Here is a 25,775-nt window from a genome sequence, read left to right on the forward strand (position 1 = left end):
CGCCATCTATGTCCCTATCGAATAAGTCATAAAAGCAGGTTTTCATCTAAAAAACTTGTCCTATTTTAAAAACATCTAACAAGCTCTGTTGTTAAAAAGTCTGACGTCTGCAAATTCAGAGTACAACTTTTAGTTTTAGTTCTATCCCATATTTGCCGTGACAACCCTGCAGGCGACGCAACATGTACATCACCCTTTGAAATAATTACAAATTGGAAAAATTTGGACGCATAGCCCTTAAGACCATCCTCTGGATAATTGCGAGCGTATTGATATTGGTACTGCTGATCGTAGTGCTGCTACAGGTACCCTCCGTGCAAAATTTTGCCAAAGATAAGGCAGTTACGTTTTTGCAGGATAAGATCAAGACCAAGGTACAGATCGGCCACATCAGCCTGGGCTTGCCTAAGCTGATCGTGCTGGAGAACGTTTACTTTGAGGACCAGAAAAAAGACACACTGATCGCCGGCGAGAAGTTAAAGGTAGATATCAGTCTGCTTAAGTTGCTTAACAACAAAGTAGAGGTGAACGAGATCAATCTAAAAGGTATTACTGCTAAAGTGTATCGCGGACAGGATAGCGTCTTTAATTTCGATTACATCATTAAAGCCTTTGCCGGCGGACCAAAGACAGAGCCTGCGCCTAAAGATACTTCGGCAGGTATGGTGATATCGCTGGATAAGATCATCCTCGACAAGATCAACATCTCTTACAAAGACCTTACTACCGGCAACGATGTGAAGTTTTTATTAGGTCACTTTGATACTCGCATCAAAGATTTTGACCTGGATAAGATGAAATTCAGCATCCCTAAGATCAACCTTTCGGATGTGAACGCGAAGATCATCCAAACGCCTCAAGGTTCGTCTATTGCGCAGGCAGCTACTGTAGATACCGCTACCGCTCCGTTGGATATGACGCTGGATATTGGGACTGTCGATATCTCCCGCATTAAACTTGACTATCGTAGCAAAGAGATGAGCACCAAGATGGACTTGGGCAAATTGCTGGTAGAGATGGACGACATCGACCTAAAGAACCAGCGCATCGGCATTAAGAACATCGCCCTTAACGACACCAAAGCCGGACTGATCTTGAATAAACCGACCACTGTCGCGGAAGCCGTTGTTAAGACCGCTAAAAAGATAGACACGTTGGTGACCGCGCCTAACTCCAATAAACCTTGGCGGGTTCGCTTAGAGCGCATGACATTCAATAACGATGATATCAAATTTGATAACAACGCGCAAAAACCTATCGCCCGTGGTTTAGATTACGGCCACATGGATATTAAAGGCCTGACCACCGAGATAAAAGGCCTTTCTTACAGTCCGGATACCATCGCTGGTCGTATAGAGAATTTAGCGTTTAATGAAAAGAGTGGTTTAAAGATCAACACTTTCCATACCACGTTTTTATATGGGCCAAAAGGTGCTTACCTGAAAGACCTGTTGTTGGAGACCCCGAATACAACGCTTCAAAAATCGGTAGAGGTGAGTTATCCATCATTAGATGCGATCAGCAAGGATGTTGGTTCACTTGGCATCAATGCCGATCTGGATGGCAGTAAATTAGGCTTACGTGATGTGCTATTGCTGATGCCAACCATGGCATCCATGGAGCCGTTCAAAAGTTCGCCTGGATCGGTATTTAAGATCGATGGAAAGGTGACCGGCAAAGTGAGCGACCTGAAGATCCCGAACATCGAGATCAGTGGTATGGGCCGTACGCACATCAAAGCAACTGCCTACATGCGCGGCCTGCCTGATGTGAACAAAGCCACCTTTGATCTGGACCTGAAAGACTTTACTACTACCCGCGGCGATATTTTCCGTTTGGCTCCTAAGGGTACCATCCCGGCAAGTGTGAGCGTCCCGGAGAATATCAACCTTAAGGGCACTTTTAAAGGCGGCATTAAGAACTTTAAGGCCAATATGCAACTGCGCACCAACTTAGGTGCTGTCGACCTGAATGCCATCTTCAACGGCGCACGCAAAGGCCGCGAGACTTACAATGCTAACGTAAAATTGAAAGACGTTAACGTTGGCGCGCTAACCAAGCAACCGCAAATGGTCGGTCGTGTTACTGCTAATGCTAAAGTACGCGGAACCGGTATCGACCCTAAAAATTTGAGTTTACAATTTGAGGGCGATGTAAAAAGCGTTTACGTAAAAGGCTACAATTACAAAGACCTGGTGATGAAAGGCACTGCATCTAATGGCAAGTATGATGTAACGGCCAGGATGAAAGACCCTAACATCAACTTCGCGTTGAATGCTAAAGCCGATATGACCCAGAAATATCCGGCGGTAAATGCTACGCTGTTAGTTGATAGCATCAACCTGCAAGCTTTAAAGTTCGTTAAAGACCCGATGCGTTTTCACGGTAAGCTGATCGCGGATGTACCTACCGCTGATCCCGACTACCTGAATGCCGATATCAGCCTGACAGATATGTTGCTTGTGAATAAAGGCGAACGCATCGCTTTGGATACCGTTACGTTAAAGTCGACCGCGACAGCGGATAGCAGCACCTTATACCTGAAATTGCCAATGCTGAAAGCCCGCATGGCCGGTAAGTATAAATTGACCGAGGTGGGTACAGCCTTGCAGGATGTGATCAACAAGTATTACAATACCGACGCAGCCGGTGGCGCTACAGCAGCAGCAAGAGCTAAAATAGATTCGGCCAACCGCGCTAAGATCAAAAATAACAAGCCTATCAAACCGGCTTACTCGCCCCAGCAATTCACTTTTGGTTTAACGATGGTAAAAACCCCGCTGGTTAGCAAATTTGTTCCAAATCTTAAGACCTTAGATCCTGTGAACATTAATGGCCGTTTTGACAGCAATACCGGCGAGTTGACCGTTAACGGTACCATCCCTAAAGTGGTTTACGGCACTAACGTGGTGACCAATGGAAAACTGAACGTTAACACCAATAATAATGCGCTCAACTACGCGCTGACCGTTGATGAAATTGACGCCGGTACATCGCTTAAACTGCTTTACCCAAGCATAACCGGTAGTGCTAAGGATAATAAGCTGAACCTGAATGTGCAGGTGCGCGATGCTGATAAAAAAGAGCGCTTCCGTATAGCTGGGGTGTTCGCGGCTTTGCAGAACGAATATCAGTTCAGCCTGTTGCCTAATGGCCTGTTGCTGGATTATACCCCGTGGACAGTTAGCCCGACCAATGCCTTACAATTTGGTGGTAAAGGTATTTTGGCGAAAGACTTCGCCATATCCAACGCCGGGCAAACATTGAGTATCAACAGTAACACACCTGAGTATAACTCGCCGCTTACGGTTGCCTTCACAAATTTTAAAATAGAAACGCTGACCAAAATGGCCCAGCAGGATACCTTGCTGGTAGGTGGTACCATCAACGGTAAAGCCGAGGTAAGTAACCTGCAAGCGTCGCCGCAATTTACTGCGGGTATCAACATAGGCGATTTTAGCTTTAAAGGCGATACCGTTGGTAACATTGCGATCAAGGTAAATAACCAAACAGCTAATGCATTTGCGGCCAACGTCAATATCACGGGCAAAGGCAACCAGGTTACGTTAGATGGCCTTTACTACACCGCGCCTGAAAGCAGGATGGATATGAGCCTGAACATCGTTACCTTGAATATGAAGAGCATCGAGGGCTTCAGTTTTGGGGCTATCCGCAGGGCAAGCGGCAACATTACCGGTCAAATGAAGATCACCGGTACGCCAAGCGCGCCTGTGGTGCGTGGCGATGTCAATTTTAACGAGGTAGGCTTTAATGTGAGTATGCTTAACTCGTACTTCCGCATGCCTAAGGAGAGCATCACCTTTAACGATGATGGCGTTCGCTTTAACAACTTTACCCTGATCGACTCGCTGAATAATAAAGCCGTAGTGAGCGGTACGGTTTACACTAAAACCTATACCGATTTCCGTTTTGGTTTGGATATTAACGCGGATAATTTCCGTGCGGTCAACTCTACTAAGTCGGATAACAAACTATTCTATGGCAAGCTGTTCATCAATACCCGTGTAAAGATACGCGGCACCATGGATAAGCCCGAGGTGGATGCCAACCTGACTGTGAACGAGCAAACCGATATGACCTTTGTACTACCGACCAATGACCCGGCGGTTGAGGACCGTAAAGGCGTGGTTTATTTTGCCAATGCCAACGCACCTAAGCTCGACTCGATCATGCTGGCTAAGCAGTTAGATTCGCTGAAGAAGTCGGACATTACCGGTATGGATATATCCGCACAATTGAACGTGGATAAGAACGCCGCCTTCCACATTGTGATCGATGAGCGTAACGGTGACGTGGTGCACCTGAAAGGTGACGCGCAACTGAACGCCGGGATAGACCCAAGCGGCAAGATCAACCTGACGGGTACTTATACCGTCAACTCGGGGTCTTACGCCCTATCATACGCAACTGTCAACCGTAAGTTCGATTTCAAAAATGGTAGTACTATCATCTGGACGGGCGACCCGACCAGTGCTATTGTGGACTTGACCGCTGTTTATGTGGCCAAAGTACCGCCAATAGATCTGGTAGAACAACAATTGACCGGCGATGAAACCCAGCGTACCATGTACAAGCAAAGGTTACCTTTCAACGTTAACCTGAATTTGAAGGATCAGCTAATGTCGCCAAAGATCACTTTCGACATTGTGTTGCCGGATAGCAACTATACCGTATCGCCGGACGTGGTGAATACCGTTGAGAACCGTTTAGCGCAAGTAAGGCAAGATCCTAACGAGTTAAACAAGCAGGTACTGGGCGTGCTGGTGTTAGGTCACTTTATCGGTGACAATCCATTGGCCAGTCAGGGCGGTAGCACAGGCGTGGATGGCGCTATACGTAATAGCGTAAGCAGTTTACTATCGGATCAATTGAATAAACTGGCAGGCGACCTGATCGGTGGTGTGGCTTTAAGTTTCGACCTGGAATCGGGCGCGGATTACTCGACAGGCACGCAGCAGAACCGCACGGATCTTAACGTTGGCTTGTCTAAACAGTTCCTGAATGACCGTTTGACGGTTACTGTGGGTAACAACTTTAACCTGGAGGGTCAGAATCAGCCGGGCCAAAAAGCGACCAATATTGCCGGTAACCTTTCGGTGAATTACAAATTAAGTAAGGATGGCCGTTACCGTTTGCGCGCTTACCGCAAAGATGAGTATATCGTAATTCAGGGCCAGGTTGTGGAGACCGGCGTGGCCTTCAGTGTGACTGCAGATTACAACCGTTTCAGCCAGCTCTTCCGCAAAAAGACCGCCGAGGAACGGGCAAAACAACGCGAGTATAACGAGAAAGAAAAACAGCAAAAAGAGATAGACAAGGCCAAGCAGGACTCGACCGATAAAAAAGCCCAGGACGGGCAGGACAAAGCCGAGCAGCAACGTAAGCAGGATACCCCGCCCGAAGAAACTTCGACCCCGAACGAGGAAGACGAAGCGACCGATGACGAGCAGGCCATATTGAACAATAATTTCCGCGAGGACCAAGATCAGCAAAAGCAGATCGCAACCACATCATCCAACTAAAATGGGCAAAAGGTTTATATATTTATTAGTGATAGCGGCCTTTGTGAGCGCCTGCAGCAACACCAAGTATCTTACAGGGAACCAAAAACTGTACACCGGTGCCGAGATAAAAGTAGATACTGCAAAAAAACAAACAACTAAAGATCAACGCAGCGAAATAGAGGCTGAGATGAAGGACCTTGTGCGCCCACAGCCTAATAGTAGTATTTTAGGTTTGCGTTATAAACTTTGGATCTACAATAAAACCCACGCCCGCCGCAACTTTATCCAAAAATTATTGAGCGGCATGGGCGAGCCGCCAGTGTTACTTGGTGATGTGAACGTGCAGACCAATAGCGACATTATGCAGAACCGTCTGCAAAATAAAGGTTATTTCCAAGCACAGACCAGTGGCGATACGGTGAGCAAAGGTAAAACCGGCAAGGCGATATTTGACGTTCAGCCCGGCCCGAGTTATAGCATTCGTAATATCTATTTCCCTAAAGGTAAAACCGATCTGGATACTGCCGTGGCGGGTACGGCAAAAGGTACGTTTTTAAAAACCGGCGATAAATATAATCTGGACGTGATCAAGAGCGAACGTGTGCGGATAGATGCCAAATTGAAAGAGGAAGGCTTTTACTACTTCTCGCCCGAAAATTTGATCGTAAGGGTGGATACCCCTGTTGTTAACCACCAGGTAAATCTGACCGTGGAGGTAAAGCCTGAAACATCCGAACGTGGCCGCAAAATGTACGATATCAACAACATCTATATTTATCCTAACTATACTTTGCGCGACACCTCGCTGATGCTGGACCAAGCGAAGCCTTACCGTAATTATTTTGTAGTACAAAAAAGAGAGTATGTACGGGATTTTGTATTTAAACAAACCGTACAGTTTGAAAAAGGCAGCGTATACAACCGTACCGAACACAATAAAGCGCTGAACAGGTTTATTGAGTTAGGGCCGTTCAAATTCGTGAAGAACAGGTTCGAGGATGTATCTACGCCGGATTCGCCAAAGTTGAATGTCTTCTATTTTCTTACCCCATATCCGCGTAAATCCTTACAGGCCGAGATACTGACCCGTACCACATCGGCCAACTTTACCGGTACACAACTGAACGTAAGCTGGCGCCACCGCAACGCCTTTAAAGGCGCGGAGTTGCTGACCATATCAGCTTTTGGTGGTACAGACGTGCAGGTATCAGGACAGAATAGCGGCTACAACGTGTATCAGTACGGTGTGAATACCAGCCTGTCATGGCCGCGTTTTATTAGCCCTATCAACTTTACCAATACTTCGGCTTTCGTTCCGCATACTAAGCTGACGCTGCAATATTCCATGACCAACAGGGTGAAACTGTACTCGCTTAACTCGTTCAGCGGATCTTTTGGTTACAACTGGAAGGATGACATCCATAAATCGCACGAGTTAAATATCACCAATATCACTTACGTAAGCGCCGGGAATGTGAGCCAGGAATATCTGGACACCATAGCCCGTACCGGTAACCCAACGTTGAAACACGTGATCGATAACCAGCTGACCTTTGGCCCGTCTTACAGTTATACATTCACTAACACTACCGAAAATAACCGCACCAATACCTGGTACTTTAATACCAAGGTGAGCACGTCGGCATTGTTGTTAGGTATCGCCACTGGTGCCGATACGTTGGCAGGCAAGGTGCGCAAGATAGGCAGTACGCCATTTAACCAGTATGCCAAATTCGAGAACGAATTCCGTTTTTATCATAAAACGGGCAAGCAAAGTTCTATCGCTACACGTTTTTTGGCGGGGGTAGGCGTGCCGTTCGGTAACTCTACTATTATGCCTTACAGTCAGCAATTCTTTATTGGCGGTAGCAATAGCTTACGTGGTTTCAGGGCAAGATCCATCGGTCCGGGTTCGTTCCAGGCGCAAACCAATACGGGCGGCGTGCAAACATCAGGTTTCCTGCCGGATCAATCGGGCGATATCAAGTTAGAGGCTAATATCGAGTACCGCCCGCACCTGTTCAGCATTGTACACGGAGCGCTGTTCGTTGACGCCGGTAACGTATGGAATTTGAACTCGCAACGCGGCTTAGAAGGCGGCACTTTCGGCAAGAACTTCATCAACCAACTGGCTGCCGACGTAGGCTTCGGTCTGCGTTTTGACGTTACTGTATTGGTGCTTCGCACCGACTACGGTATCCCGATCCTGCAACCATACGCCACCGGGCAACGCTTTAAGCTCGACCGGACCAATGGGGTGTTCAATTTAGCGATAGGGTATCCGTTTTAAGTCGGAAGTTCTAAGTCTTAAGTCCTAAGTCATGCGCAGTTCCAGACTTAGGACTTAAGGCTGTTATAGCATGAATTGGACTTCAGACTTTCGACTCAAGACTTCAGACTTAATCCCTATCTTGCGCCCATGCCCGTCCACACCATCCCACTCCAGATCATCGACCTTCATGGCGATGGCTTTCATCCGCTGCTGGACATTGTGATCTATGGGAATACATTTAAAATAGTGCTGGATACCGGCGCATCGCGCACTGCTTTTGATAAGTCGATGTTAGAGGCACACGAGGAGGCGCTGATATCCGAAAGCGATAGACTATCTACCGGATTAGGGACCAATGAAATGGCCTCATTCACGGCCATTATTCCGGATATGTTCATCGGCGACCTGCATATCCAAGATCAGCAGGTGGCAGTACTGGACCTCTCTACCATCAATATCGCTTACCGGCAATTAAATCACCCTGAGGTATTAGGCGTTTTGGGTGGGGATATTTTGCTGAAGTATAAAGCGGTGATAGACTACGGAAAGGAAGTGATGAAGTTGAAAGTGAGAGCGAAAAAGGGGTCATCTTGAGCTGGTCAAAGGATGTGCGGTTGCTTCGTTACATTGTATCGTAACATACATAGTGGCGATGGTTCGACAAGCTCACCATGACACCCCAAAATAGTTGTTTACAATATCAGCTACCCACCGTCAACCGATATTGCTCCTCCAATTTGCGGCAAGCATCTAAGACTGTATTCTTCATGTGTTGTAAGCAGAGGTAGGTAATAATAGAAAAAACCAGGAATGCGCCCATCAAAATACCGGCCGTACCCTGCGACAGATCAGAGTCTTTACCGGGCAGGTAGATAAACAATTGCAGGGGGATATTGATCATTACAGCGGCAAAGCCACCCATTTGGTTGGTAAGCATTCCTTTAAATCTCCGCTCGCGCAAATAGTTGGTGAGTAAATAGGCAAGGAATAGTACAAAGACCATCCCCCAGGCAATATCCAGCACTAATTCTGCCGAGTTGAACCGAACCGCCAACCAATGCATCAGGTAGATAGTGCCTGCATAAATGGGCAAATAAACAGGTTTGAGATAGGACAGGAATGTAGTAAAGAACAATTTGTAATACCGCTTTTGCAAGGAGCTTTTCATGGCATCCTCGAAGACGCTGAAACCATGTACCCCGAATTCACCATGCGCCATGCTGATCGCATGATCTAAGCTGATCTTGTCATCGGCGGTCATCAATTCTTCAACCTTGCAGGCCATGTGGTCCAGTATCTCCAGCTTCAGGTCGTAGTAAGTAAAACCACGTTTGTTGATGAAGGCATTGATCTGCTGTAGTTGTTCTTTGTTCAGTTTCATAACGGGATCAGGCTATTTTAAATTCATCGCGACTAAGCTTGATGCAGCTTAACGCGTAAATGAACGCGAAAAATAAGATCACTACAAAAACTACCGGTGGATATTTGGCCGGGTTAAGAAAAGAAGCAGCTTTCCACTCGCGACTTAACATGCCTACAAGGTTGAAAAGCAAGTTAAAAATGACCATGAGATAAGTAGAGACGTTACCTACGCGATCTTTAACCATGGAGCGTTTTGGTTTCTCGGTTTTGATCGCCCTGCCTTTAAACCAAATGTACAACACAGGTATTATACTTACCATCAAAAACGTTATTGCAAAAACTATGGTGACCGGCTTACTTTGCGGTAGATAGTACGCAAGGACCAGCAAGATCATTAATAGTGGCAACGTTTCGATATTAAGCGCGTGCTTAAAGTTGGCCCACATAGCACGTTTTATCTTTTTCTGGTAAGCACCTTGATATTGCTTAACGATATCCTCGAAAGGCCACCAACCCGGGAATTGTTGTTTAAGCACATCGGTCCACAGCAGATTAACGGCACGGTCGTCGCCGCCGGCACGCAACCGTTCAATGGCGGTAAGCATGTGGTCTTTCAACTCGTCGTATATCTCCTGGTATTTGATATCGTAAAGGTTAAGGGTATCACTTACCCAGGCAATTTCTTCAGGGGTCAGTTTCATTTGGTGATGCTTAGTTTAAATTCGTCTTTGTACAACTCAACAAGCGATAGCAGGTAAACACCCGATAGCACGTACAGGGCGGTCAGCACCGGCGGGGTGGCGTTATCAAAGATATTTTTGCCTTTGTCCATATTGATGATAATGAACAAGCCCACGAATACGACCAGACGCGTAGGAACCGTGGCTATCCTGCTGAACACATCATCTCTGATCGACCGCTTGGTATCCTTAAAAATATAACCAACAATATAGTACCTGCGTAATGATAAGATGCCGGGCGTAAACACTACCATAGCAAATATGGCTTCGAAAACGATAGGTTCCAGTTTTACCTGAGCAAGCGTAAAATAGACAACCAATACCGCACCTAAGGTGTAAAACACCCTTGGCCAACGGAAATAGCTGGCAAAAAACTTAAGGTATTTAGAAACACCGTCGCTGATCACCTGGCGTTTGGCATCGTTCTCCATAGCTCGCATCTGGTCGTAGCCGCCAAAGTCTTCGCGAAGGATCTGGTTAACGGCTTCCTCCAAAGTTCCGGTGAAGGGGCGTTGCTCCAGGGCGGTCAGTACGTGATCGTAAACTTCCTCGTATGTTTCGCGGTAGCGGAGCGAATCGCGCAGGTATTGGCGTATGGTGGTGTCTTGCTGTGGTGTTGGTTTCATATGATCAGGGGTCTTTAAGCGACAAGGCCATTGGCTTTATCGAATTGCGTTGAGCTGAATTTGATAGCTGTTGCGACGTGAAGCAGGCATAAAAAAATGATGCTCACGAACACGACCGGCGGGAAAGGCAACTCGAAACTAAAAAACATCATTTTAGGTATCAACAAGATGGTGACCGGCAAAAACTGAATGAAGGGAACGACCGTATCGAAGGCGGCAGTTACTACGCTACCCTCGGTATAACCGCGCGTAGCTTTCTGCCATAGCCTAACACCTGAGCCGGTTAAATAACCCATGAACGGTATCCCGAAAAGTTCCATGAAAGGCTGCCCGGTAGGCAGTATAAAATAGGCCAGCCCAGTAATACAGATCACAGGTAACATCCAAAACGATGACAACACCAATTTGCCACTTTGCAGATACTGCTTGACCATCGCTTTAATTACAGTACGCTTAGCCGACCGTTGTATCGCTTTTAAACCTTTAATGCCACCGATATCGTTCATTACGGTATTCATGGCTTCGCCGTAAACCGAATCTTCAGGAGTATGTTCCAGCGCGGTCATTACATGGTCGTACATTTCGGCCTTAACCTCGTTGTACTTTATATAACGGTTCAGGTATTCCCGTACCGCCGCATCTTGTTGGTAGGTCAATTTCATTTGATAGCGGGTTTAAGGTCTAACAAATTTTGAAGTTGTTCGATGAACGCACGGGCCTCCTCCATTTTACTGGTAACGGCTTTGCCGCCTTGCGGGGTAAGGCTGTAATATTTGCGAGCGCGACCGTCCACGATCTCGCTGGTGGTTTGCAATAAGCCCTCTCCTTCTAACTTATGCAAGGCCGGATACAAAGCGCCTTCTGTCAGCATTACTTCACCGGCAGATACTTCTTTTACCTTTTGGGTGATCTCGTAACCGTACATGCGGCCGTTATCTTCCAGCAGTTTAAGTATGATGGTTTGCAGTGTGCCTTTTAGCATTGGATTAGCGTTCATGAAAGCAAATATATAAAGTAAAATTATATACCTAAAATAATTAGGTATATAATTTTACTTTACCTCATGAGATACTACAGGATAGCGTGGGATGGCGACCTCAAGAGGTTATTACTGATCGATCTTGAATTTGTTTATAAAGGCTAACGTCCGCTTGGTAAGCTTGATCTTCAGTTTCAAGTCACCGCTGCCGCCTTTGGCTTCGCCCGCAGTTCGCACAGCAAAATCGACCGGAAATTCGATGATACGGCCTTTACTCTTCGCGTTGACCAAGAAATACAAGTCCAGCGAAAAATCGCCGGGGGCATTGCCGGCTATCTCGCTGTAAAATTGCCGACTGAATAATTTAGGCTGCGCATTAACATCAGGTGTGTATTTACCCAACTTAAAAAGTACATAAAAACTCATTAAGGATGTAAACAATTTATCGAAGACAGGGCGGCCCTTTCGGCGGCCTTTTACAACAGTGTAAGGATCCGCAGACTTTTGATAGATGCCCAAAGCTTTGACACAATCAAAAATATCGGTCTGCATGTCGGCGTGTGTCCAGCAGATCACATCCGCTGTAGCTTGCTGCAAGCCTGCTAATATGCCGTGTCCATAACCTTTGTTTACTGCGACATGATGCGAGCGTATATTGGCTTTACCCGTTTTCGCGATCAGTTCGGCCATCAGGTCCGCAGAGTTATCAGTAGATCCGTTGTTCACCAGAATCACCTCCACATCAGGATGGTCGGTTACCAGGCTTTCGCATCTGCCGATCAGGGCGCTGAGGTTACCCGACTCGTTATAACAAGGAATTACGATAGACAGTTGCATCATCAATATTTTTCGAAATAGCTTTTCCAGTAATTATAGGTCTCATAATCGTTCGGGGTTCCCCAACATATGTATTTATCAACCTCCAAAATTTTTACTTTGTATCCTAGGGCAACGGCATCGTTAATGCACTCGTCTATATAAAATTCATTGTTGATGCGGCGGTCCTGATCAATCATCCTATCTACAGATCGCATATAAACATCCTTGTTTCTGAACCAAAATGCGCCAACTACGGCATGGTCGTTAAAAGGATCGGCACTGATCGGTTTTTTGACCGAAACATGGTTTACATCATCTCCATCAACAGCCACCCAACCGTACTGCTTGGGCTTTGTAACCACGGTGGCATTGTGCCTAAAGGAGCACACGATAACATCCGCTTTGCTTTTTAGCCCTGCAAATTTGTCCCTATCATAAATAAGCCCATTATCGCAAGCGCCGATCATGATATCGGTCTGCTCATCTATATGTTCCATCGCCAGCAAGCACGTGGAGGCCTGCCCTTCGGTAACCTGATCTAAAATTACAAAATCAGAATCGGGAATATACTGGCCGATCACTTCGTGGATCTTGTACACCTCTGTGTGTTCTCGCAGCATCACATATAGATATCGGTCGGCTTTGGGCAGATCCAGAGCTGCTTTTACAACCATCGGCACGCCGTCAACAGGTAAAATTGGCTTGGGTAAGGTATAACCTTCTTTGGCAAACCGTTCACCTTTTCCGGCCATGGGTATTAAAACAATCATGCGTAATTGTGCTCTTTAAAGATAGACTGCCAGTATAAAAATTCTTCCAGATCTTGCGGCGTACCCCATTGGCAAAAATGCGGCACTTTGTTGTAAACGCCCACCTTCAACCCGTCTGCCAGTAGTAAAGGGTAAACCAGACTGATGTAATATTCGCCATTTAAAGCCTCGCCATAGTCCATGGTGGCTTTAAAATATTGCTTCATTAAAGACCCTAATCTAAAATAATAAGCGCCAACGGAATGCTGCCCCAATGTTTTATCCTGCTCGAAAGAAAATTTCTCTTTTATCTCTAACAGTTCCAGTTGATCATTTACGCGACAACCGGCATATACGTTCCCCTCGTGCAGTAAATGCGGATGGAAGCCTTGATAGCAAACTATGCTGCCGTCAACGCCCGAGCGTTCAACCTCCTGTGTAAAATCATTAAAGTCCCAATCCATAAAATAGTCGCAATAAGATAGCATCACGGGTTCGTTATCATTTATTAAATGTTTGGCTTGTAAAGCGGCATAGACAGGCCCCAATTTTAAATAAGGCTCGCTAACCGTTACTACCTTTGCTTTGGGGCTGATCGAAGGGAAATAAGTGCTGAAATTATATTCCTGATCATGGTCTTCGCGACAAATAAAAATATACGAGTCCGCGCCTGGGAACATGTCTATCACATACTCAATAATCGGCTTACCGCCCACGGTTATCATAGGCTTTAACGTTTGGTAACCGGCGGCTTTAAAGCGGGCGCCTTCGCCCGTCATGGGGATAACAACTTGCATAACGCTATTTCTCTAATATCGAGGCCCTATATCGTTCTGTAGAAAGACCATGCATAATACTGATCAGCTCATCGGGGATATGATCAGGGGTAAGGCCGTTCGCAGCTATTTGGCCGCTAATGTAATGCACGGCTTGCAACATCGTCTTGCAGGCTGAAATAAATTTTTCGTTCCCCTGCAAGATCACTTCGCCTGTTGCAAGGTCGGTGTAAACACCCGGACTTAACTGAGTCGACGACGACACCTTACCTTTAAAAAAGATAGACTGATCCGGGATCAGGATCTTTCGGGTTAACGTTTCAACTAAAGTATTCACGTTTATATTATTTGCGGCTATACTACTCGGATCTACCGAAAAACGGTCGTCATCAATTTTATTTAAAACGATCCCGGGCATTTCCGGCAGTTTATAATGCTCTTTGATCTTATTAATAAAGTGATCATATTTTTCGATCACAGTTTGGTGATTATCGCCATGTACAATGATGCCGTGGTTTTTAAGAACGATAATAGCCGGATAGCGATCGCCCCGCTTGTTTTTAACCAGATATTCAGCAATAGGGAAGCCCGGGGTTACGTAGGGCACCAACAGATATTCATCCTGATCAAAAAGATCAGCCAATATTTCCCCGCACTCAACAGCACAGGCCACTACGTTAACATATACCGAATGGGTGTGCAACACAAATTTATTAAGCAAGGAGTGGAACTCGAACTCCATCGATGGCTTTAAACCTTCGGGGACGGAGCCTAACACCGGCGGGGCTGCGTTCTCGTAGATCACATCTCCAGAGTTGACTTTCGATAGCAGGTTCTGTACGATAGTTCCGTTATCAAGCCATACCGCGCCGGTGCCCTCAGCCACATCGGCAAATGTAAAGCCCGACGCCTTTATCATGATCGCATCGCCCAACTTGACAGAGGTATTGCCACCCGGCCCCTGCACGTGTTCCCCGTTTTGGCTAAATGGGGCTGTTATTAATTGCAGCTGCTCTAAATTTTGCACCATAATAATTTATTTACAATTCATCTTGTCCGAGCAGAACACCGGTCTTTTTAAGATTGTTAAAAATGTAATATAGCACGAACAATTGCATTACGCCATAAAAATTATCTTGCCATAAAGGCGCGTTACCTATCAGCTCTTCAACATTCAATTGCAGTGACTCGGCTACCTCATTTACTTGCGTGCTGCCGATGTCGCCTTCCAAGGTCATCACTTGTTTATACCTGTCTATGGTGTGGCCGATCTTTAACCCGGCTATGTTGATCAGGCCATCTAAAAGTCCTTCAAAATAAATGTCGTTGGCACAAGTGGCTCTTAGAGCGAATTTTTCATCGTTACTGGGATTGACTCCTATGCTATCCGAACGAATGATGGAGAATACGATATCAGCTTCGGTCTGTTGATCTATGATATGGCCGATGGCATCAGGCACGCGCTTATCTATCGCGTCGACAACATCCTGATACTGATGGCCGCGTTCGTTCACATCGCGTTGGATCTTCCAGTAACGGCGCAACTCTTCAGACGGGCTCATGAATATCTTCAGATCGTATATATTACTCACTTCGCGCAGGTAGAAGGCGTGCAGGCCTTCATAAATGATCACGCGACGGGCTTTAACTTTCACCTCCTCGGTAAATTTGCCGCTGGTATGATTGTATGAGCGGCGTTGGATCTTTTTACCGGCTTTAAGGTCCGTAAGATCGGCCAGGTCCCGGTGCAGCCAATTGGCTTTTGGATTTAGATGAGTGATCTGCTCCCATTTTTCGTGCCCTCGCTCCCACCGGTGCATATCATCGCCTTTTAGCACCAGCGTGTTACGTGTACCGAGCAGATCCATGATGCTGTTAGACAAGGTGGTCTTCCCGCTCGCCGAGTCCCCGCAAATACCTATCAGATATGGCTGGCTATAGATCTTGTATTTCCGGATCTGCAATATCCCCAACCTGAACAACGATATACAGAACAACAAAAGCGTAGTTTGCAACAGGGTAAACATTACCTGCAAAACCACATCCACATTAAAGCCGTAGGCTAATAGAGCGCTGTACAAATTACCGGCACTTGCCGCCCGGGCAACGATCAGCTGGGCTACCTGGGGAAGATCGGACTTGGGCGATATGATAAAGAACAGAAAATAGGTGATGTTCAGCAAGAGGAACAAATACTTCTCTTGCGCCGAGAACCGGATGACGAAGTAAATAAAGAACGGCATGTTCCACAAATACCAGCCTTGTGACGGAACGATAAAAAAGGTAATGATGCCAAAACTCAGGGCCAAAAATATCAACAGGATGTCTTTATTGATAAACTTTAGCTGGAACATGAGATACAGGATCACCATGTAGGCAGCAGGGACAAATATGAACCGGTAATTATCGAACAGGTTAAAGAACGACTCGAACACTTTATTCTGCTCGGCGTTTTGGTACACCATTTTAATATACCCATCCTGAAACATAAAAGGACAATTAAGCGCGAGTACTAGTCCGAAGAAAAATAATGAGCCACGCAACAGTACCTTATTATCCAATTGCTTAATCCGATAAATGTAAATGGCAAGCAACGGGATAGCCAGTACAATGTGGAATTTAGTGGCACAGGCTATGGCCAAAAAAACCACAAAATGATAGAACCTATTGGTGAACAGATAGTATAACGACAGGCATAAAAAAGCGGTCGGCAATATATCCAACTGCCCATGGATGTATGTAATATAAATTACAATAGGGTTGAACCAGTACCATTTTACAACGGCCTTAACGTTACGTAACCATTTAATTAGCACTAATAAAACAACTATATCGCCAAACAACAGCGGCAGCCTGATAAAAAAAAGATCAGTAAAAGATGCCGGCCCAGATGTAACCCCGAAAATAGACCCAATGAACCGCGAAGCCGACAATATATATAACATGACCGGCGGATACGGGAACGCGTTAGGCTTTACCGCATAAAAATTTCTATAAACCTGCCACAGATCGCCATTTATTGCCGAGCGTATGAATGGGCTGAACAGTTCTGTAAGATAAGCTGACGCGAACAACGAGCCGATAACAAGCTTTAAGCCCAACCCTATCTGAAAGCTACGGTTTTGCTTTAGCAGTGCAAACAGCACATCTTTTGATGAACGTTGATGTAGGACGCTATTGCTCATTACAGCTATGGTTTAGGCATGCCCGGTTAAATGGTAATTAGTAATATTATAGACGGATGAAATGTGATTATCCTTTTTAGTGTCATCGCCGATAACGGCTATATTGACTATTTGCATGTTAGCTTTTAAAACTTTAGAGATAGCCAGTTCAAAAATAAAAGGGTGCGGCTTTTCTACCCCGGCTTCTTCGCTGGTCACCATATAAGTTAAATACTCCCCGATCCCCAGATGGCGGATCTTGAGGAATTGCACCTCAGCCGTCATATCTGTCACAAGTACTACCGGGATGTTCTTTTCGCGACAACCTTGTAAAAACAGTAAGGCTCCGTCAAGCAATTCCATTTCGGCAATAAAAGTGGACCAATATGAATTATAGTATTTTAAAATCAATTCGGTATCAGTACGTCCCAAAACCGACTCGACCATATATTGCACGTAAAAAAAACGGGAATGCGACGCCGCGGTACCCAAGTTAGTATGATGCACGGTCCGTCGGGATGCGTTGTATAGATCAATAGCCTGCTCGTATCCAACACCCTGTTCATCGGCAAACTGCCGGCACAGCATATTTAAAGCAACAGAATGACAACTGTGGTAGTGGTATAGCGTGTTATCCAGATCCAGCAGAACCAGATCGGTATGGGTAAGGTCAATATCGGTCAGTGTTTTTACATCCATAGGTCCGGCTGTTTAGTGCAGATAGCATCGATATTAAAGTTAGCAAAGTCTCTCTTAAATTCCTGTATCCATGCCAATGGATGCCCCTGCAACTCGGGCGACACGATACATATCTTAAAATGTGCCGACAGATATTCGTAAACATCCGTGGTCAAAACATTTTTGGTAAAACAATCTACCCATACCCACTCGGCCTTACCTTCAAACTTTTTCACAAAAGCCAATGGCTCGTATTCAGAGAACCTGACCGCCACCTTAGAGCAACCTGCATTAATGGTCTTAACCAAAAATGGCAACGACAGATCCAGAAAAAAATAATTGCTGATATTATTCTCGGCCATTATCCCGATCAGCTTTTGCTCTAACCCTTCGCACTTGGTATTCAGGATGATCAACTGATGCTGATAACGCTTGATATACTCTTCCAACAGTTCGCCCTTATCAAATGCATCATGATGAATAATGACATCTTTTGTGTCAGACCGCAGGTCCAATTCTACACCGTACTTCACAGGCGTATCCAGTAACGCTTCGGTGGTATTAATACGATGCTTTATAATTAGCGGTGAATTTTTCATCGTCAACGGTCGTCGGTCTTGATGCCCGAAGATACAGGAATTAATGGACGCTTGGTGATGATCTTTAAAAACCAAACTAAGAGTTACAGATCAAACGACTTTTTAAGACGGCTTGGCAATACCATTAAAACATAACACCCTTGTAGCCTATGCAACAAGGGTGTTCAAAACTTCTATCATTCGCTCCCGATAGCTATCGGGGTCGCCTTTCGCATTCCTTAATTAAGAGTCGATACGCGCGTATTTAGCGTTCTTTTCGATAAAGGCACGGCGCGGGGCAACCTCATCACCCATCAACATGCTGAAAGTGTGGTCACACTCGGCGGCGTTATCGATAGTTGCGCGGCGCAGGGTACGGGTAGCCGGGTTCATGGTGGTATCCCATAATTGCTCGGCGTTCATCTCACCCAAACCTTTGTAACGTTGTACGTGTACACTGTCTTCTTTACCGGCACCTTTAAGGCGTTGTATAGCGGCATCACGTTGTGGGTCCGTCCAGCAGTATTCAAACTCTTTACCTTTTTTAACCTGATATAATGGTGGAGTAGCGATGTACACATAACCGGCCTCTACCAGAGCTTTCATATAACGGAAGAAGAAGGTCAGGATCAACGTTGTAATGTGCGATCCATCCACGTCAGCATCCGTCATGATGATGATCTTGTGGTAACGCAGTTTAGCCATATTCAAAGCCTTAGGATCTTCGGGCGTGCCGATGCTTACACCAAGGCCGGTGAACATATTCTTGATCTCCTCATTCTCATAGATCTTGTGCTCCATGGCTTTCTCCACGTTCAGGATCTTACCACGTAATGGCAGGATAGCCTGGTTATCGCGGTTGCGGCCTTGCTTGGCGGTACCACCCGCCGAGTCACCTTCGACAAGGTATAACTCGCAAACTGCAGGATCGCTGTTGGCACAATCGGCCAGCTTACCCGGCAAGCCAGATCCGCTCATGACCGATTTACGTTGCACCATCTCGCGCGCTTTACGGGCAGCGGCACGTGCAGTAGCGGCCAGGATCACCTTCTGAACTATCATTTTGGCTTCCTTCGGATTTTCCTCCAGATAATTACCTAAGATCTCGCCAACGGCCACGTTAACCGCGCCGCTCACCTCGCTGTTACCCAACTTGGTTTTGGTCTGACCTTCGAACTGAGGCTCCTGAACTTTAACCGAGATAACTGCGGTCAAGCCCTCGCGGAAGTCATCACCGGTAATTTCAACCTTCACGTTCTTCAGCAAGCCTTCTTTATCAGCATAAGCTTTCAACGTACGGGTCAAACCCATACGGAAACCTGCTACGTGAGTGCCACCTTCGATGGTGTTGATGTTATTCACGTACGAGAATACGTTCTCGCTATAAGTATCATTGTATTGCAGGGCAAGTTCTACCGGGATGCCATTTTTTATACCTTCTAAGTAAATAGGCTCAGGAATGATGGCGGTACGGGTACCATCAAGATATTTAACAAACTCCCTTAATCCACCTTCAGAGAAATACTCTTCGGTCACAAAAGAACCATCCTCATTAGATTCACGCTCGTCTGTCAACGTCAAGCGGATGCCTTTATTCAAGAAAGCTAACTCGCGTAAACGGGTAGCCAGGGTGTCAAATTTGTACTCGGTAGTTTGGGTAAAGATCTCGTCGTCCGGCTGGAAAGTTTGGATCGTACCGGTCAGATCAGAGACGCCGATCTCTTTCACCGGGAACATCGGCTTACCACGCTCGTACTCCTGGGTAAAGATCTTACCCTCGCGATGTACCACCGTTTTCACGTGGATAGACAACGCGTTAACGCAGGATACACCCACACCGTGCAAACCGCCCGATACTTTGTAGGTATCCTTATCAAACTTACCACCCGCGTGCAATACCGTCATAACGATCTCCAGCGCCGAGCGGCCTTCTTTTGTATTGATACCGGTAGGAATACCACGGCCGTTATCTTTAACGGTGACCGAGTTGCCTTTGTGAATAGTTACATTAATGGTATCGCAATAGCCTGCAAGGGCCTCATCTATCGAGTTATCAACCACCTCATAAACAAGGTGGTGTAAGCCTTTAACACCGGTATCGCCGATATACATCGACGGCCTTTTACGTACCGCCTCAAGACCCTCTAAAACCTGAATATTATCCGCCGAATAATTGGATCTGTCTACGTTCTCTTCGCTCATAAGTATATAAAAGTATAACTTTCAAAAATACGAAAATTACCGCAATTAACCTAATTGTGGATAATTAGGCGGGTGTGTAAAACCGTTAAGTAAAAGTCAGTATCGACAAGAGTCACCCCTTATCCAAGTTAACGCTCCGGCAGGAACAGCGCCTTTCCCTTAATTTAGGGGAAAGCAACGGCAGTGCAATTTGCAGCACCCTGCACAAGGGGTAAATTAACGTCGTTGTAGGCTCCTGACCAAAAATTAGGAAACTTGACCTGAAAGTTTATCTTTGTCAAAAAAATTTTAGAGAAGTAATGAAGAAAAGCGCCGCTAACGTAGCAAAGATCACCTTAGGATTGGTGATATCGGCAACTATTTTTGCCTGCAACCAAAAACCTGCCGAAACTAAAACTGCAACTCCTGCTGCAGCAGTTCCTGTAGATGCCAAAGCGACCATCGTGTACATTAACCAGGATTCGATATCAGAAAAATACCAGGCCGCAATTGATATGCGCAAACGTTTAGAGGAAAAAGGCAAAACGTTAAAAGGTCAGGTAGACTCTCGTCAGCAATCTTTGCAACGCGCTTATGTGGATGCTCAAAAAAATGCAGCCAGCATGACCCAGGAGCAACAACAAGCCTTAGGCCAAAAACTGCAACGCGACCAAGGCTCGTTCCAGGAATTCCAACAAAGAGCTAATGCTGATTTCCAGAATACTTCTGCAGACGAGACCAAGGCACTTTACGATAAGATAGTTGATTTCACTAAAACTTACGCTAAAGACAAAGGCTATAAACTGATCCTGACCTATCAGAATGGTAATACCACCGTACTGTATGGCGACCCAAGCTTAGACGTAACAGCCGACTTCATTAAAAAACTGAACGACGCTTACAAAAAATAAACCACCAATTATAAACCCAAAGTGAAGATGCCCCGGCCGCCTGGCCGGGGTTTTCTTTTTTTATAGAGTCAGGAAACAAGACCTTTTCTGAAACATTTCTTGCATCTTGACTCTTGTATCTTGCATCTGATAAATTATGAGTCACGAAAAATTTATGCGCATGGCCATCGAGCTGGCCGAGAACAATGTAGTGCAGGGCCAGGGCGGCCCCTTTGGCGCGGTGATCGTTAAGGATGGCATGGTGGTAGCCCGCAGTGCCAACAAGGTAGTACCAACCAACGACCCGACCGCACATGCCGAAGTATCGGCCATTCGTTTAGCATGCAAAGAACTGGAGACCTTTAATTTAGAAGGCTGCGTGATCTACACCAGTTGCGAACCTTGCCCGATGTGCTTAGGTGCCATCTATTGGGCGCGTATTGACCATATCTACTACGCCAACACCAAAGCCGACGCTGCCGAGATAGGCTTTGACGATAAGTTTATTTACGATGAATTAGACCTGCCCATGGATCAGCGCAAGCTGCCCGTGGTACAACTAATGCGCGACGAAGCCTTGAACGCCTTTAAGATGTGGGGAACATCGGAGTTGAGGACGGATTATTAGGAACCACCAAGTCATAGCGAGCGATGACGGTATAGTTTATTCTTCTTCCTCCGCCACACTTGGCTTATCCCCATCCAACAGATCATCGATCTCTCTCCTATCCCTTTTAGTCGGCCGGCCTGTCCCTCGGTCGCGTTTTAAAACCGGGGCGTGGAACATACTTTGGAAAGCTGAGGTCTGCTCTACCGGGGTAATATCTTCATAATATAGCACAGCCGTTTTAGCGTCTACCCTGTTCTCTAACAAACCGGTCACCTTTACTACTTTACGTTCGGGGCCTTTAGAGACCTGATAAACCTCGTCTACCTTTACCTCGTGCGATGGCTTTATATTGTTGCCATTCAGCTTAACCCGCCCGGCCCTGCAGGCATCAGACGCAAGGGTACGTGTTTTGAACTGGCGGATGGCCCACAGGTATTTATCAATTCTTAGTTTTTCTTTTTCGGGCATGATCTATTCTCCAAACCACAAATTTACGCAATTACCCTATATTTGACCCATATGACCGAAGAGCATTACAACGAACCCGATATACAACCCGAAGAAGAAGATAATGGCGAAGGAGCTGTCGAGATCTATTCTAAATGGGCGATAAGAGGATTTTCTATCCTATCGCCAATATTTGGCGGGGCGTTGCTATTCATCAACTTAAAGAACGTTGGATATAAAAAAGCGGCCTACAACGCCCTGTTGGCATCCATCGGTTACTTTTTTCTATCAGCTATCGTGGCCAGTTTATTTCGTTTGAATGTAGGATTTTTGCCTTTGCTGATCAATTATTTAGGTGGGGTGTTCTTGACCGAGGTATTCTTTAAAAAGCATTTCCCCGACGATGATTATTATCCAAGACCAATATGGAGTGCGCTGGCCATCGTTATCGCCATTCAGTTCGGTATCTTCTTTGCGTTGTATTACTCGGGCTTATTACCTGCCGAAGTAATGAAAGCGTTGAAACAGAAATAATATCGAACAGATGGAATTGAAACCCATCAAACATTTTCCCTAAAAATCCCTTACTTTGCTAAAAATTTAAATATGCCTGCCGAATTAAAGAAACTGATAGAAGACGCGTGGGAAGACCGCGCCCTGCTTACCGAGAATGAATACATGACCGCCATCGAAACCGTTGTTGCACGTTTGGATAAAGGCGAATTTCGCGTCGCTGAGCGCATAGGCACCCGCTGGCACGTGAACGACTGGATCAAGAAAGCCGTTATCCTTTATTTCCCTATCCGCAAGATGGACGAGATCAAGGCCGGTCCTTTCATGTTCCACGATAAAATGAAACTTAAGACCGACTATAAAGAGACCGGCGTACGTGTTGTGCCTGGCGCAAGTGCCCGTTACGGTGCTTATCTGGCTAAAGGCGTGATCATGATGCCAAGCTACGTAAACATTGGCGCTTACGTTGACGAAGGTACCATGGTTGATACCTGGGCTACCGTTGGTTCATGTGCGCAGATAGGTAAACACGTTCACCTGAGCGGTGGTGTGGGTATCGGTGGTGTGTTAGAACCAGTACAAGCAGCCCCGGTTATCATTGAGGATAACTGCTTTTTGGGTTCACGCGCAATCGTTGTAGAAGGTGTTCACGTTGAGGAAGAAGTGGTGTTAGGTGCTAACGTAGTTCTGACGGCATCTACCAAGATCATCGATGTTAGCGGTCCCGAGCCTATCGAATACAAGGGCCGTGTCCCTGCCCGTTCGGTAGTGATCCCTGGTTCATACACCAAAACATTCCCTGCCGGCGATTATCAAGTACCTTGCGCTTTGATCATCGGCAAAAGGAAAGAATCTACTGATAAGAAGACGTCGTTAAATGACGCTCTGAGAGAAAATAACGTGGCGGTATAAAGCCCAATTTGTCATTGCGAGGAGCGCAGCGACGCGGCGATCTCATAGGCAGGTCCTCGTTGCTTGTTCTCTGAGATTGTTTCATTCCTCGCAATGACATACTTTTTTGTCATCCTGAGCATCGCGAAGGATTTTACGTTTAGCAGAACGATGATCTAAGCTTCAAGATGCTTCGTTCCTCAGCATGACAAATTTTATTTGAGAACATGAGAATTGGTTACGATGCAAAACGTTTATTCCTCAACAACACCGGCTTAGGCAACTACGGTCGCTGGTTAATAAGCACACTTGCGTCGTTCTATCCAAACAACTCCTACTTCCTATACACCCCTAAGTCCGAGGATAACGCCCGTACCAAACCTATCACGGCGTTAAGCAATACACAAACCATCCTGCCCAAACGTCAAGTGCTAACATCATGGTGGCGCACTAAAGGCATCATCAAATATTTGCTGCGCGATGGCGTGGACATCTACCATGGCTTAAGTCATGAGTTGCCCTACGGCATCCGCAAAAGCGGCATTAAGTCGGTGCTTACCGTGCACGATCTGATCTTTATACGTTTCCCTCAATATTTTGGGATGGTGAGCAGGGCTATCTATTTGGCTAAATTAAGATACGCCTGCCGTGTGGCCGATAGAATCATCGCCATTAGTCAGCGCACTAAGGATGACTTGATAGAACTGCTTGATGTCCCTTCGCAAAAGATAGACGTAGTTTATCAAGGATGTGATGCGAGTTTTAAAACGGTATGCACAGATAAGCAAAAGGCGGCCGTGCTTAAAAAGTATAACATCCAAGGCCAATATATCCTAAGCGTCGGGACCATCGAGGAGCGCAAAAACCTGCTGGTGCTCATCAAAGCCATGGCGCGGACCGAGCCTAACTTAAAACTGGTGGTGGTTGGCAAACAGAAAGAATACGCCGAACTGATAAAAAGGGTCATCCATCAATATCAATTGACCGACAGGATGATCTTTTTAAGCAATATCGATTTTGCCGATCTACCCGCCCTGTATCAAGCGGCATCCGTATTTGTTTACCCCTCGCGGTATGAAGGTTTCGGGATACCAATATTAGAAGCGTTAGAATCGGGCATACCGGTGATCGCCGCTACAGGATCTTGCCTGGAAGAAGCCGGCGGACCAGGCAGTTTGTACACCATTCCTGATGACGATATTAATCTGGCCTACCAGATCAACCGTGTGCTTACCGATACAGAGCTAAGACAAAAAATGATAGCAACCGGCCATGAATATGCCCGCAATTTTGACGACGATAAATTGGCCGCCCAATTAATGGCGGTCTACCAAAATACAATGAACAATGCTTAGAGACGAAATTGCCAAAGCGCTAAAAGTACTGCAAAACGGCGGTATCATCCTTTACCCTACCGATACTATTTGGGGCATCGGTTGCGATGCATCAAATACCGAAGCCGTTAAAAAGATCTACGCTTTGAAACAGCGCGAAGAATCTAAAAGCATGATCATTTTGCTGGACGTAGATAACAAGCTGCAAAGCTACGTTAACGACGTACCCGAGATAGCTTACGATCTGATGGAGTACGCCGAGCATCCGCTTACGCTTGTAATGCCGGGCGCCAAGAACATCTCCCCTGCTTTAATTGCTGAGGACGGCAGCATTGGCGTACGCGTTACCAACCACGAGTTTTGCAAGCAATTGATCCAGCGTTTACGCAAGCCATTAGTATCCACATCTGCCAATATCAGCGGCGAGCCATCGCCTAAAAACTTTGGACAGATATCCCCTGAGATCATCGACGGCGTAGACTACGTAGTTGACCTGGAACAGCATGACATGGGCGAGAAACGCCCGTCCACCATTATGCGCCTGCAGCCCGATGGCCGTTTTGAGTTTTTAAGACGATAGCGTCTCTTATTTTTTTACCTTTGCGGTCCGTTCAACCACAAAGGACACAAAGAGAGAAACC

23 protein-coding genes are annotated in these 25,775 nt (G+C 46.1%); 9 read left to right on the forward strand and 14 right to left on the reverse strand.

Annotated elements, in window-relative coordinates:
• Positions 1-212 precede the first annotated feature (212 nt).
• The 3 genes from IRJ16_RS10790 to IRJ16_RS10800 all read left to right on the forward strand — a co-directional run bounded on the left by IRJ16_RS10790 (position 213) and on the right by IRJ16_RS10800 (position 8,391).
• Positions 213-5,543, forward strand: coding sequence for a translocation/assembly module TamB domain-containing protein (locus tag IRJ16_RS10790; protein ID WP_194111541.1), 5,331 nt, complete (start codon positions 213-215; stop codon positions 5,541-5,543).
• 1 nt (position 5,544) lies between these two features.
• Entirely contained in the window at positions 5,545-7,815 is a 2,271-nt protein-coding gene (tamL, locus tag IRJ16_RS10795; RefSeq protein ID WP_194111542.1) for a translocation and assembly module lipoprotein TamL, read from the forward strand.
• Between the two features lie 129 nt (positions 7,816-7,944).
• A complete protein-coding gene (locus IRJ16_RS10800; RefSeq protein WP_194111543.1) occupies positions 7,945-8,391 on the forward strand; it encodes an aspartyl protease family protein in 447 nt (148 codons plus the stop codon).
• 106 nt (positions 8,392-8,497) lie between these two features.
• On the opposite strand, the gene IRJ16_RS10805 is transcribed toward IRJ16_RS10800, so the two are convergent.
• The 13 genes from IRJ16_RS10805 to gyrB all read right to left on the reverse strand — a co-directional run bounded on the left by IRJ16_RS10805 (position 8,498) and on the right by gyrB (position 20,470).
• Positions 8,498-9,178, reverse strand: a complete 681-nt coding sequence (locus IRJ16_RS10805) for a hypothetical protein (RefSeq protein ID WP_194111544.1) — start codon at positions 9,176-9,178, stop codon at positions 8,498-8,500.
• Positions 9,179-9,185: 7 nt separating this feature from the next.
• Complete coding sequence (locus IRJ16_RS10810) at positions 9,186-9,860, reverse strand: hypothetical protein (RefSeq protein WP_194111545.1); 675 nt, start codon at positions 9,858-9,860, stop codon at positions 9,186-9,188.
• Positions 9,857-10,525, reverse strand: coding sequence for a fatty acid desaturase family protein (locus tag IRJ16_RS10815; RefSeq protein WP_194111546.1), 669 nt, complete (start codon positions 10,523-10,525; stop codon positions 9,857-9,859). Before IRJ16_RS10815 ends, IRJ16_RS10810 begins: the two co-directional genes overlap by 4 nt.
• A gap of 14 nt (positions 10,526-10,539) precedes the next feature.
• A complete protein-coding gene (locus IRJ16_RS10820) occupies positions 10,540-11,187 on the reverse strand; it encodes a hypothetical protein (RefSeq protein ID WP_194111547.1) in 648 nt (215 codons plus the stop codon).
• Positions 11,184-11,522 carry a PadR family transcriptional regulator gene (locus IRJ16_RS10825; RefSeq protein ID WP_194111548.1) on the reverse strand — a complete coding sequence of 113 codons (339 nt, stop codon included), beginning with the start codon at positions 11,520-11,522 and terminating at the stop codon, positions 11,184-11,186. The genes IRJ16_RS10820 and IRJ16_RS10825 overlap by 4 nt, the downstream gene beginning before the upstream one ends.
• Positions 11,523-11,633: 111 nt before the next feature.
• Entirely contained in the window at positions 11,634-12,344 is a 711-nt protein-coding gene (locus IRJ16_RS10830; protein ID WP_194111549.1) for a glycosyltransferase family 2 protein, read from the reverse strand.
• Positions 12,344-13,075, reverse strand: a complete 732-nt coding sequence (locus IRJ16_RS10835; protein ID WP_194111550.1) for a glycosyltransferase family protein — start codon at positions 13,073-13,075, stop codon at positions 12,344-12,346. Before IRJ16_RS10835 ends, IRJ16_RS10830 begins: the two co-directional genes overlap by 1 nt.
• 14 nt (positions 13,076-13,089) lie before the next feature.
• Positions 13,090-13,869 carry an NTP transferase domain-containing protein gene (locus tag IRJ16_RS10840; RefSeq protein WP_194111551.1) on the reverse strand — a complete coding sequence of 260 codons (780 nt, stop codon included), beginning with the start codon at positions 13,867-13,869 and terminating at the stop codon, positions 13,090-13,092.
• A 4-nt stretch (positions 13,870-13,873) separates the two neighbouring features.
• The gene (locus IRJ16_RS10845) at positions 13,874-14,878 is read right to left on the reverse strand and encodes a class II aldolase/adducin family protein (RefSeq protein ID WP_194111552.1); all 1,005 of its coding nucleotides are present in this window, start codon (positions 14,876-14,878) and stop codon (positions 13,874-13,876) included.
• Between the two features lie 10 nt (positions 14,879-14,888).
• A complete protein-coding gene (locus tag IRJ16_RS10850; RefSeq protein ID WP_194111553.1) occupies positions 14,889-17,033 on the reverse strand; it encodes a hypothetical protein in 2,145 nt (714 codons plus the stop codon).
• A gap of 12 nt (positions 17,034-17,045) precedes the next feature.
• Positions 17,046-17,711, reverse strand: coding sequence for an HAD family hydrolase (locus tag IRJ16_RS10855; protein ID WP_194111554.1), 666 nt, complete (start codon positions 17,709-17,711; stop codon positions 17,046-17,048).
• Entirely contained in the window at positions 17,702-18,289 is a 588-nt protein-coding gene (locus IRJ16_RS10860; RefSeq protein WP_194111555.1) for a PI-PLC domain-containing protein, read from the reverse strand. Before IRJ16_RS10860 ends, IRJ16_RS10855 begins: the two co-directional genes overlap by 10 nt.
• Positions 18,290-18,511: 222 nt before the next feature.
• A complete protein-coding gene (gene gyrB / locus IRJ16_RS10865) occupies positions 18,512-20,470 on the reverse strand; it encodes a DNA topoisomerase (ATP-hydrolyzing) subunit B (RefSeq protein ID WP_194111556.1) in 1,959 nt (652 codons plus the stop codon).
• A 299-nt stretch (positions 20,471-20,769) separates the two neighbouring features.
• Between gyrB and IRJ16_RS10870 the strand changes: the two genes are divergently transcribed.
• Positions 20,770-21,360, forward strand: a complete 591-nt coding sequence (locus tag IRJ16_RS10870; protein ID WP_194111557.1) for an OmpH family outer membrane protein — start codon at positions 20,770-20,772, stop codon at positions 21,358-21,360.
• 136 nt (positions 21,361-21,496) lie between these two features.
• Positions 21,497-21,967 carry a nucleoside deaminase gene (locus IRJ16_RS10875; RefSeq protein WP_194111558.1) on the forward strand — a complete coding sequence of 157 codons (471 nt, stop codon included), beginning with the start codon at positions 21,497-21,499 and terminating at the stop codon, positions 21,965-21,967.
• A gap of 36 nt (positions 21,968-22,003) precedes the next feature.
• Here IRJ16_RS10875 and IRJ16_RS10880 read toward each other — a convergent pair whose 3' ends face one another.
• Positions 22,004-22,417, reverse strand: coding sequence for an RNA-binding S4 domain-containing protein (locus tag IRJ16_RS10880; RefSeq protein WP_194111559.1), 414 nt, complete (start codon positions 22,415-22,417; stop codon positions 22,004-22,006).
• A 51-nt stretch (positions 22,418-22,468) separates the two neighbouring features.
• Between IRJ16_RS10880 and IRJ16_RS10885 the strand changes: the two genes are divergently transcribed.
• The 4 genes from IRJ16_RS10885 (at position 22,469) to IRJ16_RS10900 (ending at position 25,714) form a co-directional block, all read left to right on the forward strand.
• Entirely contained in the window at positions 22,469-22,930 is a 462-nt protein-coding gene (locus IRJ16_RS10885) for a hypothetical protein (protein WP_194111560.1), read from the forward strand.
• Positions 22,931-23,002: 72 nt separating this feature from the next.
• Positions 23,003-23,821 carry a 2,3,4,5-tetrahydropyridine-2,6-dicarboxylate N-succinyltransferase gene (locus IRJ16_RS10890; RefSeq protein ID WP_194111561.1) on the forward strand — a complete coding sequence of 273 codons (819 nt, stop codon included), beginning with the start codon at positions 23,003-23,005 and terminating at the stop codon, positions 23,819-23,821.
• Between the two features lie 206 nt (positions 23,822-24,027).
• Positions 24,028-25,155, forward strand: coding sequence for a glycosyltransferase family 4 protein (locus tag IRJ16_RS10895; protein ID WP_194111562.1), 1,128 nt, complete (start codon positions 24,028-24,030; stop codon positions 25,153-25,155).
• Complete coding sequence (locus tag IRJ16_RS10900) at positions 25,148-25,714, forward strand: L-threonylcarbamoyladenylate synthase (protein WP_194111563.1); 567 nt, start codon at positions 25,148-25,150, stop codon at positions 25,712-25,714. Before IRJ16_RS10895 ends, IRJ16_RS10900 begins: the two co-directional genes overlap by 8 nt.
• Positions 25,715-25,775 lie beyond the last annotated feature (61 nt).

The organism is Mucilaginibacter myungsuensis, from assembly GCF_015222005.1.
GTDB lineage: Bacteria > Bacteroidota > Bacteroidia > Sphingobacteriales > Sphingobacteriaceae > Mucilaginibacter > Mucilaginibacter myungsuensis.